Source organism: Streptomyces sp. NPDC002176 (assembly GCF_044903645.1).
Taxonomy (GTDB): domain Bacteria; phylum Actinomycetota; class Actinomycetes; order Streptomycetales; family Streptomycetaceae; genus Streptomyces.
The window spans coordinates 1,286,686-1,300,835 of record NZ_JBJDQW010000001.1 but is presented as its reverse complement, the minus strand read 5'-3'; the positions used below and the strand labels follow the sequence as shown (position 1 = coordinate 1,300,835).

Here is a 14,150-nt window from a genome sequence, read left to right as displayed (position 1 = left end):
CCGTGGGGCGGGCCGGGACGTGAGGTGCGCGGGGCGTGCGGTGGCGGCGGGTTGCCGGTCAGATCGGTCGGAGCGTCACGGTGTGGGCGGTCTCCACACTCACCATGCTCGTACTCGCCGGACTCCTCCCCGACTTCCGGCTCCAGTCACCCGACGGCGACAGCGCCACCCGTATCGCCGTCACCGCCGCCTGCGGAGCCGGGGCGTTCGGCCTGCTGTCGGCGCTCGCCTGGCCGGTACTGGTGCGGATGCTGCTGCTCGTGCCCGCGCTCTTCCTCGGCCTGCTGGTCTTCTTCCTCAACGGCTCCCTGCTGCTGCTCGCCCTGCGCGTCAACCCCTCCGGCCGGGGCGAGGTGGCACCCGAGACCGCCGTGATCGTCGCCGCCGTGATGTCCGCCGTCGCCTCCGCCACCGGAGGCGCGCTCGCCGTACGCGACGACGACGCCTACCGCCGCCGCCTGCTCCGCCTGGCCGACCGCCGCCGACGAGCCACCCTGCCCTGCGCGAGCACCCCCGGCCTGGTCTGCGTCCAACTCGACGGCGTCGGCCACGACGTGCTCACCGCCGCCGTCCGCGACGGCCTCATGCCCACCGTCGCCCGCTGGCTCGCCGCCGACGGCATCATCCCGCCCACCCACCGGCTCACCGCCTGGCGCACCGACTGGTCCAGCCAGACCGGCGCCAGCCAGCTCGGCATCCTGCACGGCAGCACCTGGGACGTCCCCGCCTTCCGCTGGTACGAGAAGGACCGCGGCGAGATCATGGTCTGCAACCGGCCCACCTCCGCCGCCGAGTTGCAGCGCCGCGCCATGGCCCGCACCGGCGAGGCCGGACTGCTCGCCGTCGACGGCGCCAGCCGCGGCAACCTGTTCAGCGGCGGCGCCGGGGAACAGGCCCTCGTCCTGTCCATCGCCACCCGCCGCCGAGGCCGGGAGAACCGTTCCCGCGCCGGGTACTTCGCCTACTTCTCCGACCCCGCCAACGCGGTACGCACCGCGCTGTCCTTCTTCGCCGAGATCGGCCGCGAGATAGGCCAGTCCACCCGCGCCCGGTTCGCCGGACAACACCCGCGCGTCGGCCGGGGCGGCCTCTACCCGTTCGTCCGCGCCTTCGCCACCGTCGTCGAACGGGACGTGGTCGTCACCGCCGTCATGGGCGACCTCCTCGCCGGACGCACCGCCGTCTACGCCGACCTCGTCGCCTACGACGAGGTCGCCCACCACTCAGGACCCGACAGCCGCGACGCCCGCAAGGTCCTGAGGCGCCTCGACCGCTCCCTCGCCCTGATCGAGAAGGCCGCCGAGCACGCCCCGCGCCCCTACCGCCTGGTCGTCCTCTCCGACCACGGCCAGAGCCCCGGTGAGACCTTCCGCTCCCGCTACGGCCTCACCCTCACCGACCTCGTCCGCGCCGGAAGCGGACTGCCCGTCCCACGCGGAGCCGGACGCACCCCCAGCGGTGCCGAGGCCCGCGCCGCCGTACGCGCCGCCCTCGGCCGGGGCGAATTGGAGAGCGGGCCCGCGCCGCGCTCCGAACCCGTCGTCCTCGCCTCCGGCAACCTCGGCCTGGTCTCCTTCCCGGACGTCCCGCACCGGATGACCAAGGAGGAGATCGACGCCCGCCACCCGGCGCTGCTCCCCACCCTCGCCAACCACCCCGGCATCGGCTTCCTGCTGGTCCGCAGCGCCGAGCACGACGGCGTGGTCCTCGGCCCCTGCGGCACCGAGATCCCGCTCGCCGAACTGGACGAGCGGCCCGGACCGCTGGCCCGCTTCGGCCCCGGCGCCGCCGACGCCGTACGCCGCGCCCACGCCTTCCCGCACACCGCCGACATCATGGTCAACTCCTGGCACGACCCGGCGAGCGGCCACGTGCACGCCTTCGAGGAGCAGATCGGCTCCCACGGCGGCCTCGGCGGCGCCCAGTCCCGCCCCTTCCTGCTCTCCCCGCTCACCCTCTCCGTGCCCGAGGAGGACGACGAGGCCCTCTCCGGCGCCGAGCGCGTGCACGACGTACTGCGCCGCTGGCTCAGCGAGTTGAACGGCCCCGAGGTACCGCTCGACGTGGACCCCGAACGCCGGGCGGCCTGAGCACGCGGGCCGGTCCTCACGGTGCCGTGACCTCGGATGTGATCGGATGGGGGTACGGGGGCACGAGAAACCGGAGCACCGGGACACCGGAACCGGAACACACGCGAAAGGAACCACCGTGGCTACCACGCGCACCGCACACACGGTCTGGGAAGGCGAACTGCTGTCGGGCAGCGGCACCGTCACGTTCGACTCCTCCGGCATCGGCTCCCAGCCGGTGTCGTGGCCGTCGCGCGCCGAGCAGGCTAACGGCCGCACCAGCCCCGAGGAGCTGATCGCCGCCGCCCACTCCAGCTGCTTCTCCATGGCGCTGTCGCACGGCCTGACCGGCGCGGGCACGCCGCCCACCCGGCTGGAGACCAAGGCCGACGTGACCTTCCAGCCCGGCGAGGGCATCACCGGCATCCACCTCACCGTGCGCGGCGAGGTCCCCGGCCTGGACGCGGACGGCTTCCGCGCGGCCGCCGAGGACGCCAAGAAGAACTGCCCGGTCAGCCAGGCCCTGACCGGCACCGACATCAGCCTCACGGCCGAGCTGGCCTGAAGCCTGTGGCTCTTCCGGTGCCGCGTCGCGTCCTCGGGGTTGAGGGGCGCGGCACCGGTCACAGGCTCTCGCGGAACTCCCGCAGCAGCTTCTGGGTGCGCTGAGCGGAGGCGGCCAGCGCCGTCATGTGGTCCAGCACCTCCAGGTGCGCGGCCACCTCGTCGCGCGAGTCGAGGTAGAGCGCGCCGGTCAGATACTCGGTGAACACCATGTCCGGCAGCTCCCGTTCGGCGAACCGGAACAGGGTGAAGGGGGCGTACGTCCCCGGATGCGGGCCCGCCGTGAACTCCGCGAGCTGGAGCGTGATCCGGTCCCGGTCGGCGTACTCCAGCAGCCGGTCCAGCTGGTCGCGCATCACCTCGGACCGGGTACTCACCGGACGCCGCAGCACCGTCTCGTCCATCACGAACCACAGGTGCGGGGCGTCCTCCCGCTCCAGCAGCCGCTGCCGTTCCAGGCGCAGCGTCACATGCCGCTCCACCGTCTCCGGGCCGTGCTGCCCGATCGTCCCGGCCTCCAGCACCGCCCGCGCGTACGCCTCGGTCTGGAGCAGGCCGGGGATGAAGTGCGGCTCGTAGGAGCGGATCAGGCGGGCGGCGCCCTCCAGGCTCACATACAGGCTGAACCAGTCCGGCAGTACGTCGTGGAAGCGCTGCCACCAGTCCGGCTGGTTGGCCTCCTCGGCCAGCCGCACGAACGCGGCGGCCTCCTCCTCGCCCACCCCGTACGCCGCCAGCAGCGCCTGCACGTACGGGATCTTCAGCGCGACCTCGGCCGTCTCCATCCGCCGTACGGTCGCCGAGGCCACCCGGAGCACCCGTGCCGCCTCGTCCCGGCTCAGCCCGGTCGACTCCCGTAACTGCTGCAACCGCCTGCCGAGCACCACCTGACCCACGGTGGGAGCGGCCCGCCGCTCACTCACGCCTCACCCTCCCCTGCCCGCCGACGCATGCGGGCAGTGTGCCACGCGGAGGTCAGCCGCACACGGGGGATCAATCAGCCATCGAGCGGCCCGAGTTGGCCGAGTCGGGGAGGGTCAGGGCGGAGTCGGCGTGGAGAGTGAGCCGTACCGGGACGAACTCGACCGCGTCCGCCGGGGGTTCGCCGGTGCCGGGGTTGCGGGCGTAGCGGGGGTGGGCGCCCGCGCTGATCTGCCAGCGGACCCGGTGGCCGGGGGCGAAGCGGTGCGCGGTGGCGCTCATCGGGACGGTGATCCGCCGGGGGGTGTGCGGGGATGCGTCGAACGTGCCCAGGCCGTCGCAGACGTTGACCGAACGGCCTTCGGCGTCCACGTCGCACAGGCGGGTGAAGATGTCGGCGTGACCGGTGTCGGTGGAGAAGGTCAGTTGCGCGGTGACCGGGCCGATGAGGTCGAGTGGTTCGGTCAGCGGGGGGCCGGTGAACGTCACGACGTCCGTACGGGACTCCAGCGGACGGTTGTCGCGTGGCCCGGCGGCGGGGGAGAGGAGGGGGCCGCCTATGGCGGGGGTGGGGTCGGTCGGGTCGTAGCGGAACGTGGTCAGGGGGGCGGGGTCGGTGGGCGGGTGGTGGGTGAGGTGGCCGTGTTTGGTGGGGTACCAGGGGGTGGGGTTCGAGGTGGGCTCGGGGGTGGGCGGCCAGTCGGTGAGGTCTCGCCACATGTGGTCGTCGCCTGTGTGGTGCCCACCTGTGTGGTGCCCGCCTATGTGGTCCTCACCTATGTGGTCCCGAACCTTGTGGTGTCTACCCGTGTGGTCTCCACCCATGTGGTGCCCACCCGTGTGGTCCCCACCCATGTGTACGCGTACCGCTGTGGGGCGCAATCCAGTGGGGTCGGCGCATATGTGGGCACGCAGCCAGGCGAGGCTCTCGGCGAACACCTCGGGCCAGCCCTGCTGGAGGGCGGAGGTGTGGGTCCAGGGGCCGACGAGCAGCGCGGTCTCGCACCCGGCCCGGCGCAGCCGCGCGTACTGCTGGAAGGTCTGGTCGACCAGCGCGTCGTGCCATCCGGTGATCAGGCTCGTGGGCACGCGGAAGTCCTCCGACGGTGCCACCGACGCGCCCTCCCAGTACGGGTCCTCGGCGTCCGGGTGGGCCAACACCTCTTCCAGCCAGGGCACTTCGCCGCCGAGTGCGGAGGTGTACGCCCCGCGCAGGGGCCGGGCCATGGTGACGGCGCGCAGGTGGCGCCGCAGGCGCAGGGCGGCTCGCGTGAAGGTCGCCACGCCCCGGTGCTGGTAGGTCATGCCGAGGCCGACCACGAGGGCGTTCTCCAGGCGCAGCGTGCCGCCCGTGTGGAAGAGGGCGTACGGGTCGTGCAGTCCCACCTGGACGACCATGGCCTTCAGCTCCGGCGGCGGGTCCAGCGCGAGGGCCCACTGCACATAGCCCAGATAGCTGGGGCCGACGGTGCCCAGCCGCCCGTCGAACCAGGGCTGTGCACGCAGCCAGGACACGGTGGCCAGGCCGTCGGCGGCCTCGTTGCGCCACAGGTCGAACGTGCCCCCGGAGCCACCGGTGCCCCGGCAGCTCTGGAGCACCACATGGAAGCCCTGCTCGGCGAAGAGCAGGCCGTACATCGGGGACCACGGCAGGCCCCGGCCGTACGGCGAGCGGACCAGCAGGGTGGGGAAGTCGCCCTCGGCGCGCGGGAAGTAGTGGTCGGTGAGCAGCGGGCTGCCGTCGGCGCCGGGCACCGCGAGCCCCGGCTCCCAGCCGACGTCGTACCGCTTCGCCGGGAGGCCGCGCCAGGTGGCGCGCATCAGACGCGAGGACAGTGGTGGTTTGCGGAACGACATGTTTCCCTCCTGTATTCCGTACGGTGTACGAGAATAGGGGATGCTTGGATGACCTTGGCAAGGGCGAACGGTCCATGGATCAGGGAAAGGGGTGCCGGAACATGACTCAGGGCGAGGGAGCCGCGGGTGTCGACCCCGAGCGGCTCTGGCTGCACCCCGCCGAACCCCGCAGGGGCCGTAAGCCCTCCTTCAGCAGGGAGGCGATCACCGAGGCGGCTGTCGCCCTCGCGGACGCGGAGGGGCTGGACGCGGTCAGCATGCGGCGGGTCGCCACGGCGGTCGGGGCCGGGGTCATGTCGCTCTACAGCTACGCCCCCGACAAGGACACGCTGCTGGAGCTGATGGTCGACCACGTCAGCGCCGAACTGCCGACCACCGGCCCGCTCACCGGCGACTGGCGGGCCGACCTGAAGCACCTCGCCCACCTCCAGCGCGGCCACATGCTGCGCCACCCCTGGCTCCCCGCCGCCCTCGCGACTCACCGCACCCCCGGCCCGAACGTCCTGGCCTTCCTCGAACACGCCCTGGCCGCCCTGCGCCCCTCCGGCCTCGACGGCGCCGCACGGCTGGAGGTCTTCGCCCAGCTCACCGCGTTCGTCGCCGGACATGTCAGCCATGAACTCGCCACGGCCAGGGCCACCCGAGCCCCCGAACGCGCCGCCGCCGAGGCCCGTTACCTCGCCGCGGTCGCCCACGACGGCCGCCACCCCGAACTGGCCGAAGCCCTCTCCGGCCCCCGCCGCCCCACCGACCCCGAAGCCACCTTCACCCGCTTCCTCGACCGCCTCGTCGACGGCTTGGACGCCAGCTGATCCGAGGTGGGGCCGAAAATCCCGGAGTAGTGAACTCCCCCTAAAACCAAGGGACATGGGAACGGCGCAGGTGGGCACACGGAAGTCTGTGCTCGACTACGACAAGGAAGCCGAGTCCTACGACAACCTCCGTGGCGGCGAGCCCCGCGCCCGCGCCGCCGCCGACACCGTCCTCGGGCTGATCCCGGACCACGAAGGCCGCCTGCTGGACAACGGCTGCGGCACCGGCATCGTCACCCGCCGCCTGGCCGGGGCGCGGCCCGCGCTACGGGTCACCGGGGTGGACCTCACGCCCGCCATGGCCGACCGGGCCGCCGCCCGACTGCCCGGCACCGTGGTACGCGCCGACAGCCGCCGACTGCCCTTCCCCGAGGGTACGTTCGACGCTGTCACCAGCGTCTGGCTGCTGCATCTGCTGGACGACCCGGCCGACCTGCGCGCGGTGCTCGCCGAGTGCGCGCGGGTGCTCCGGCCGGGCGGCACCTACGTCACCACCGTCGACAAGGCGAAGGCGCACGACGTCGGCAGCGACATCGACGCCGTGCTCGGCCCGCGCCCCCGGCGGCCCGCCTCCGACGACCCGGCCAGGGTGGACGCGTACGCCGCCGAGGCCGGGCTCGTCCGGACCGGTCAGGCCCGCTTCACCGGCGTCGGGCAGGGCCGCAGCCCGCGCCGGACCATCAAGGACCTCCGGCGCGGCTGGTTCACCCTGCTGCCGCCCGGCGAGCCCCGCACCGAGGAGTTCGCCGCCCGGCTGGCCCGCCTGCCCGACCAGGACCGCCCCCGCGCCGACCCCGAATTCACCCTGCACGCCTACAGGCGCTCCGGTTAGGGGTGTTGTCCGGCCACATGTGCGGCGGCCACACCTCCGGGCGCCGGTTCAGCACCGCGGCCACCACGGGGCGGGACGACGCCCGGCCAGGGTCGGCATGCCTCCCATCATCCTTGCCGTATCAGCAACAGAGCTTGCCGCCACACACCGCAACGTCGCACGCTGGGCACAGCCGGAGCGGAGCCGGGGAAGACCGGAGCAGAGCCGGGGAAGAGAGGCTGACCAGCATGGCGCACGACCACCACCACGCACCCGCCGGGCACGGACACGGACACGCGCATGGACACGGGCACGACACCGACATCGACTGGGCCGAGATGGGCCCGGTGCTCGAGTCCCAGGCGGAGCTGCTCGCCCCGCTGTACCGGGAGTCGATGGCCTGGCTCGCCGAGGAGACCCCCGAGCCGGGCCTCATCGTGGACGCGGGCAGCGGACCCGGCGTCGTCGCCTGCCTGTTCGCCGAGGAGTTCCCCGGCGCGCGGGTGACCGCCGTCGACGGCAGCGGACCCCTGCTGGAACGCGCCCGCGACCGCGCCGCCCGTCTCGGCGTGGACGGCCGCTTCTCCACCGTGACCGGCGAACTCCCCGAAGCACTAGATGAGTTGGACCGCCCGGCCGACCTGCTGTGGGCCAGCCGCAGCCTGCACCACCTCGGCGACCAGCGGGCTGGGCTCGCCGCGTTCGCGGAGCGGCTCGCCCCCGGCGGCACCCTCGCGCTCCTCGAAGGCGGACTCCCCGCCCGCTATCTGCCCCGCGACATCGGCATCGGTCGCCCCGGCCTCCAGTCCCGGCTCAACGCGGCTGAGGAGGAGTGGTTCAGCCGGATGCGCGCCGAGCTGCCCGGCGCGGTCGCCGAGCCCGAGGACTGGCCCGCCCTGCTCACCTCGGCCGGCCTGAAGCCCACCCGCACCCGCACCTTCCTGCTGGACCTGCCCGCCCCCGCCGACGAGGCCGCCCGTGACTACGCCGCCGCCTACTTCACCCGGCTGCGCGACGGCCTCGGTGACGCCCTGGACGCCGACGACCGCGCCACCGTGGACCGCCTCCTCGACCGCGCCGACCCGGAGAGCCTGTACCACCGGGCCGACCTGTTCGTGCTGGACGCGTACACCGTCTACACGGCCGTACGCCCCCGCTGAATCAGTTCTCGGCGAGGAACTGCCGGGCCAGCCGGTCCCCGAGCGCGACCGCCGCGCTGTGGCTCTCGATCGGGGACACCCGCGAGTCCTTGAACAGGATGTACGCCACCCCGGACTCGGCGCCCCCGGTCGCCGGGTCCGGATCGATGCCCAGCGCCTCGGCGGTGGCGTACGACGCCTCGCCGATGATCTCCTTCGGGCCGGTGTCCCCGACGACCGCGTACTCCACCTGGTCGCCATGGATGACGGCGACCACACCGCCGCCCCCGATCCCGGCCGCCGTGTGGTCCCACAGGTCGCTCTTGCCGGGCACCACCACGTACGGCAGCGTGTCGGCGCGCAGGGGCTTGCCGTCGGACTGGTGGTAGGCGGTGTCATCCTGGTACCAGGGGTCGCGGTCCTGGTTGCAGTTGGCCGTGCGCTGCCCGTCGCAGTCCACGTCCAGGTCCGCCTTCCAGAACACCGCGCCCTTCAGCCCGCACACCGGTACGGTCGCGGCGCTCTCCGCGTCGGTGCGGTACAGGCCGTCGGAGAGCCGTTCGCACGACGTCAGCTTCGCCAGCAGGTCGGCCGCGGCGACCGTGCCCTCCCGCGCCCGCCTCGGTGAGTCGCCGTAGGCGGCGGCCAGTGTCGTGGCGCAGAGGATGACGGTCCCGGCGGCGGTGGCGAGACCCAGTGGACGAAGACGCACGGCGCGGAGCCCTTCGGTCGGCGAAGCTCGGCGTAGCGCACAGGGCCGCCCGCCCCCTGCGCGGGGACGGACGACCCTGTGGCGTACGGGTTGTCAGACCATGTCGAACGTGGCCGGGTCGGGACCCAGCCGCTTGTCCTCGTTCAGCGCGCTGATGGCGGCGAGGTCCTCGTCGTCCAGGCTGAAGTCGAACACCTCGATGTTCTCCTTGATCCGCGACGGAGTCACGGACTTCGGGATGACGATGTTGCCGAGCTGGATGTGCCAGCGCAGCACGACCTGCGCCGGCGTACGCCCGTGCTTCTGGGCGATGGCCACGATCGCCGGGACCTCCAGCAGGCCCTTGCCCTGGCCGAGCGGCGACCACGCCTCGGTCGCGATGCCCTGCTCGGCGTTGAACTCCCGCGCCGCGCGCTGCTGGAGCTGCGGGTGCAGCTCGATCTGGTCGACCGCCGGGACGATCGACGTCTCCGAGATCAGCCGCTGAAGGTGCTCGGGGAGGAAGTTGGACACGCCGATCGCGCGGACACGGCCGTCGGAGTACAGCTTCTCGAACGCCTTGTAGGTGTCGAGGTAGTTGTCCCGCGCGGGCAGCGGCCAGTGGATCAGATAGAGGTCGAGGTAGTCGAGACCGAGCTTCTCCATCGACGTGTCGAAGGCACGCAGGGTGGAGTCGTACCCCTGGTCGGTGTTCCAGAGCTTGGTGGTGACGAAGAGGTCCTCGCGGGGCAGGCCGGACGCCGCGATGGCCTTGCCGGTGCCCTCTTCGTTGCCGTAGATCGCCGCTGTGTCGATGCTGCGGTACCCGGTCTCCAGCGCCGTGGCGACCGCGCGCTCCGCCTCGTCGTCCGGAACCTGCCAGACGCCATAGCCCAGCTGGGGCATCTCGACGCCGTTGTTGAGGATGATCGGGGGGACCTTGCTGCTCACGAGCTCATGATCCTTCGGTTGTGGACAGGTGGTACACCCATCGTCAACGATCACGCGCCGTCCTGCATTCCTGACCGGCGGATCAGGACCGGTAGAGCGCCTCCACCTCACGCTCGTACGCCTTCTCGATCGCCTTCCGCTTCAGCTTCAGCGACGGCGTCAGCAAGCCGTGCTCCTCGGTGAACGGCTGCGCGAGGATACGGAAGGTGCGGATCGACTCGGCCTGCGAGACCAGCGTGTTCGCCGCGACGACTGCCCGCCGCACCTCCGTCTCCAGATCCGCGTCCCGCACCAGTTCGGTCGGGGTCGGCCGGGGCTTGCCGCGCATCTGGAGCCAGTGGTCGACTGCGTCCTGGTCCAGGGTGACCAGCGCCGCGATGTACGGGCGGTCGTTGCCGACGACGATGCACTGGCTGACCAGCGGATGGTCCCGCACCCGCTCCTCCAGCACGCCGGGGGAGACGCTCTTGCCGCCGGAGGTCACCAGGATCTCCTTCTTGCGGCCGGTGATCGTCAGATAGCCGTCCGCGTCCAGCGACCCCAGGTCACCGGTGGCCAGCCAGCCGTCGTGCAGGGTCTCGTCGGTCGCCTTGGGGTTGTTCAGATACCCCTGGAAGACGTTCCCGCCGTGCAGCCAGACCTCGCCGTCGTCGGCGACATGCACCGTCACACCGGGGACGGCCTGGCCGACCGTGCCGTAGCGGGTGTGCTCGGGCGGGTTGGCGGTCGCGGCGGCGGTCGACTCGGTCAGGCCGTAGCCCTCGTAGATCTGCACCCCCGCGCCCGCGAAGAACAGGCCGAGGCGGCGGTCCATGGCCGAGCCGCCCGACATCGCGTTGCGGATACGGCCGCCCATCGCCGCGCGGACCTTGTAGTACACCAGCTTGTCGAAGAGCTGGTGCTGCATCCTCAGGCCCGCCGACGGTCCCGGTCCGAGGCCCCACGCCTTGGCCTCCAGGGCGTCGGCGTACTTCACGGCCACGTCGACCGCCTTCTCGAAGGGCGTCGCCTTGCCCTCCTTCTCCGCCTTGCGCCGGGCCGAGTTGAACACCTTCTCGAAGATGTACGGCACCGCCAGGATGAACGTCGGCCGGAACGCGGCCAGGTCGGGCAGCAGGGCGGACGCGTGCAACTGCGGCTGGTGCCCGAAGCGGACCCGGCCCCGGAGCGCGGCGACCTCCACCATGCGGCCGAAGACATGCGCCAGCGGCAGGAACAGCAGCGTGGACGCCTGGTCGCCCTTCTTGGAGTGGAACACCGACTCCCAGCGGCCGATCACGGTGTCCGCCTCGAACATGAAGTTGCCGTGCGAGAGGACGCAGCCCTTGGGGCGGCCCGTGGTGCCCGAGGTGTAGATGATGGTGGCGGTCGAGTCCGGCGTGACCGCCTTGCGGTGCCGGTGCACCACCTCGTCGTCCAGGTGCGCGCCCGCGTCGTACAACTCCCGCACGCAGTTGGCGTCCAGCTGCCAGAGCTGGCGCAGCCGGGGGAGGCGGCCGATGACCGTGGCGATCGTCATCGCGTGGTCCTCGTGCTCCACCACGGCGGACGTGACCTCGGCGTCGTGCAGCATCCAGAAGCACTGCTCGGCGGAGGAGGTCGGGTAGATCGGCACCACCTGGGCACCGATCGTCCACAGCGCGAAGTCGAACAGGGTCCACTCGTAGCGGGTGCGGGACATGATGGCGACCCGGTCGCCGAAGCAGACGCCCTGGGCGAGCAGGCCCTTGGCGAGGGCGACGACCTCGTCACGGAACTCGGCGGCGGTCACGTCCCGCCACTGCCCCTGGTCGTCCTTGCGGCCGAGGGCGATGTGCCGCGGGTCGGTGCGCGCGTTGTCGAAGACGGCGTCGGCCAGACCGCCCACCAGCGGCTCCGACTCCCTCACAGGGTTGGTGAACTCGCGCAAAACCTCGCTCCCCCCTTGCTCGATCGTCCTCGCTCCTCCGTCACGCCCCCGCGACGCTCCGCACAGCGCCGTGAAAGCTACCCCACCGAATGGCCGGATGGGAGGGGTCGGGAAACCGTCCAAACCACACGTACCTCGCGCACGGCACCCGGAAAATCCCCCCACATGCGGAAGGGCCGGACACGATACTGACGGGTCGGTACGTACCCCGGTCGTAATCTCCACCGAATCTGTACGGGCCGGTCACGGGGCGGGGAGGCTGTCGGCCACTGCCACGCGGGCGCTGGAGCAATATGCGCCAGTCGGCACCGGACCATGGGTCGGCACCTTGGCGGGAGGAAGCCGTCGCCGCCCCGAACCGAGTCCGGACCGCCTCCCCACCTGAATCCCCTCAGTCGCTCCGCCGACGCAGCCGCTCCCCGCCCGCCAGGATCGCCGCGGCCAGCGCGTCCGCCGCGTCCTGCGTCGCGCCGCGCGCCCGGGCGTGGGTCAGGGCGAAGTCGATGCGGCCGAGGTCCGGCAGGCCCGCACGGTCGGGCACTCGGACCAGCCCCGGGGGGATCAGCCGACGGGAGTGGGCCATCACGCCGAGGCCCGCGCGGGCGGCCGCGATGAGGCCGTTGAGGCTGCCGCTGGTGCAGACGATGCGCCAGGGGCGGCCCTGTGCCTCCAGGGCCTCCAGGGCCCGCGCCCGGGTGACGCCCGGCGGGGGATAGACGATCAGCGGGACCGGGCGGTCCGGGTCCAGCCGGAGGCGTTCCGCGCCGATCCACACCAGGTCGTCCCGCCAGACCAGGCGGCCACGCGGGTCCTCGGGGCGGCGCTTGGCCAGCACCAGGTCGAGCTTGCCCTCGGCCAGCCGCTCGTGCAGGGTGCCGGACAGCTCCACCGTGAGTTCGAGGTCGACCTCGGGGTGGTCGTACCGGAAGCCCTCCAGGATCTCCGGCAGCCGGGTCAGCACGAAGTCCTCCGACGCGCCGAACCGCAGCCGCCCCCGCACCCGCGTCCCGGAGAAGTAGGCCGCCGCCTGCTCCTGCACCTCCAGCAGCCGCCGCGCGAACCCGAGCATCGCCTCGCCGTCCCCGGTCAGCTCCACCGAATGGGTGTCCCGCGCGAACAGCTGCCGCCCGGCCGCCTCCTCCAGCCTGCGCACATGCTGGCTCACCGTCGACTGCCGCAGCCCCAGCCGCCGCGCGGCCTGCGTGAAACTCAGCGTCTGCGCCACCGCGAGGAACGTACGCAGCTGCGTGGGGTCGTACATGACCGCAGCCTAGCCCGGTCATCACGGACCGCGATCGCAGTCAGAGCGGTATGCCGGATTCCGTGATCGGCGGCGACCAGGCACGATGGAGATCGTCCGCCCCACCGAGACGCCCGACACGCTACGGAGCCCTGTGAAACGCCGGCTGCCCATCGACCCGTACATCGCGCTGCTCCTCGGCACGGTGGGCCTGGCCGCGCTGCTGCCCGCGCGGGGCATCGCCGCCGACGTGGCCTCCGGCGCCTCCACGGCCGCCATCGCCTTCCTGTTCTTCCTCTACGGCGCCCGTCTCTCCACCCGCGAGGCGATGGACGGGCTGCGCCACTGGCGGCTCCACCTCACCGTGCTGGCCTGCACCTTCGCCGTCTTCCCGCTGCTCGGGCTGGCCGCGCGCGGACTGGTCCCGGCGCTGCTGACCCAGCCGCTCTACCAGGGCCTGCTGTTCCTCACCCTGGTTCCGTCGACCATCCAGTCGTCCATCGCCTTCACCTCCATCGCGCGCGGCAACGTGCCCGCCGCCATCTGCGCGGGCTCCTTCTCCTCCCTCGTCGGCATCCTCGTCACCCCACTGCTCGCCTCGGTGCTGCTCGGCAACTCGGGCGGCGGCTTCTCCGCCGACTCCCTGGTGAAGATCGTGCTGCAACTCCTGGTGCCCTTCCTCGCCGGGCAGCTGCTGCGGCGCTGGATCGGCGGCTTCGTCACCCGGCACAAGAAGGTGCTCGGGCTGGTCGACCGGGGCTCGATCCTGCTGGTCGTCTACACCGCGTTCAGCGAGGGCATGGCCCAGGGCATCTGGCACCAGGTGAGCGCCCCGCGGCTCGGCGCGCTGGTCCTCGTGGAGGCCGTCCTGCTCGCTGTGATGCTCGCCCTGACCTGGTACGGCGCGCGGGCGCTCGGCTTCGGCCGCGCCGACCGCATCGCCATCCAGTTCGCCGGGTCGAAGAAGTCCCTCGCCGCCGGACTCCCCATGGCCAGCGTGCTGTTCGGCGCCCACGCCTCCCTCGCCGTGCTGCCCCTGATGCTCTTCCACCAGATGCAGCTCATGGTCTGCGCGGTCATCGCCAAACGCCGCGCCCGCGACCCCGAGGAACCCGCGTCGCCGCCCGCCCAGGTACCCCGCCCGCGCGTCCGGCCGAACGGCCGCGAGGCCCCGTAGACCCGCGGA

The 14,150-nt window shown here is 72.4% G+C and carries 12 protein-coding genes; 6 read left to right on the top strand and 6 right to left on the bottom strand.

Going from position 1 to position 14,150, the window contains the following annotated elements:
* Window positions 1–35 precede the first annotated feature (35 nt).
* Together ACI2LY_RS05815 and ACI2LY_RS05810 are read left to right on the top strand one after the other, a co-directional pair.
* A complete protein-coding gene (locus tag ACI2LY_RS05815; protein WP_404706040.1) occupies window positions 36–2,090 on the top strand; it encodes a phage holin family protein in 2,055 nt (684 codons plus the stop codon).
* 118 nt (window positions 2,091–2,208) lie between these two features.
* The gene (locus ACI2LY_RS05810; protein ID WP_030809452.1) at window positions 2,209–2,634 is read left to right on the top strand and encodes an OsmC family protein; all 426 of its coding nucleotides are present in this window, start codon (window positions 2,209–2,211) and stop codon (window positions 2,632–2,634) included.
* A 58-nt stretch (window positions 2,635–2,692) separates the two neighbouring features.
* Here the strand turns inward: ACI2LY_RS05810 and ACI2LY_RS05805 are convergent, their stop codons facing one another.
* Together ACI2LY_RS05805 and ACI2LY_RS05800 are read right to left on the bottom strand one after the other, a co-directional pair.
* Window positions 2,693–3,556, bottom strand: coding sequence for a helix-turn-helix domain-containing protein (locus tag ACI2LY_RS05805; RefSeq protein WP_404706039.1), 864 nt, complete (start codon window positions 3,554–3,556; stop codon window positions 2,693–2,695).
* 70 nt (window positions 3,557–3,626) lie between these two features.
* Window positions 3,627–5,411: a CocE/NonD family hydrolase gene (locus ACI2LY_RS05800; protein WP_404706038.1), complete on the bottom strand. Its 1,785-nt coding sequence runs from the start codon at window positions 5,409–5,411 to the stop codon at window positions 3,627–3,629.
* Window positions 5,412–5,512: 101 nt separating this feature from the next.
* On the opposite strand from ACI2LY_RS05800, the gene ACI2LY_RS05795 reads away from it, so the two are divergent.
* The 3 genes from ACI2LY_RS05795 to ACI2LY_RS05785 all read left to right on the top strand — a co-directional run bounded on the left by ACI2LY_RS05795 (window position 5,513) and on the right by ACI2LY_RS05785 (window position 8,194).
* Window positions 5,513–6,223 (top strand): TetR/AcrR family transcriptional regulator, encoded by a 711-nt coding sequence (locus ACI2LY_RS05795; RefSeq protein WP_404706037.1) that lies wholly within the window; start codon window positions 5,513–5,515, stop codon window positions 6,221–6,223.
* Window positions 6,224–6,311: 88 nt separating this feature from the next.
* Window positions 6,312–7,055 (top strand): class I SAM-dependent methyltransferase, encoded by a 744-nt coding sequence (locus ACI2LY_RS05790; protein WP_404706036.1) that lies wholly within the window; start codon window positions 6,312–6,314, stop codon window positions 7,053–7,055.
* 227 nt (window positions 7,056–7,282) lie between these two features.
* Window positions 7,283–8,194 (top strand): class I SAM-dependent methyltransferase, encoded by a 912-nt coding sequence (locus ACI2LY_RS05785; RefSeq protein WP_404706035.1) that lies wholly within the window; start codon window positions 7,283–7,285, stop codon window positions 8,192–8,194.
* Window position 8,195: 1 nt separating this feature from the next.
* Here ACI2LY_RS05785 and ACI2LY_RS05780 read toward each other — a convergent pair whose 3' ends face one another.
* The 4 genes from ACI2LY_RS05780 to ACI2LY_RS05765 form a co-directional block, all read right to left on the bottom strand.
* Window positions 8,196–8,885, bottom strand: coding sequence for a glycoside hydrolase family 75 protein (locus tag ACI2LY_RS05780; RefSeq protein WP_404706034.1), 690 nt, complete (start codon window positions 8,883–8,885; stop codon window positions 8,196–8,198).
* A 93-nt stretch (window positions 8,886–8,978) separates the two neighbouring features.
* On the bottom strand, window positions 8,979–9,815 hold the full coding sequence (locus ACI2LY_RS05775; RefSeq protein WP_401442235.1) for an aldo/keto reductase: 837 nt from the start codon (window positions 9,813–9,815) through the stop codon (window positions 8,979–8,981).
* 82 nt (window positions 9,816–9,897) lie between these two features.
* A complete protein-coding gene (locus tag ACI2LY_RS05770; protein WP_404706033.1) occupies window positions 9,898–11,724 on the bottom strand; it encodes an AMP-dependent synthetase/ligase in 1,827 nt (608 codons plus the stop codon).
* Window positions 11,725–12,115: 391 nt separating this feature from the next.
* Window positions 12,116–12,985: a LysR substrate-binding domain-containing protein gene (locus ACI2LY_RS05765; protein ID WP_404706032.1), complete on the bottom strand. Its 870-nt coding sequence runs from the start codon at window positions 12,983–12,985 to the stop codon at window positions 12,116–12,118.
* Between the two features lie 85 nt (window positions 12,986–13,070).
* Here ACI2LY_RS05765 and ACI2LY_RS05760 point away from each other — a divergent pair, with 85 nt between their 5' ends.
* A complete protein-coding gene (locus ACI2LY_RS05760; RefSeq protein ID WP_404706031.1) occupies window positions 13,071–14,141 on the top strand; it encodes a bile acid:sodium symporter family protein in 1,071 nt (356 codons plus the stop codon).
* Window positions 14,142–14,150 lie beyond the last annotated feature (9 nt).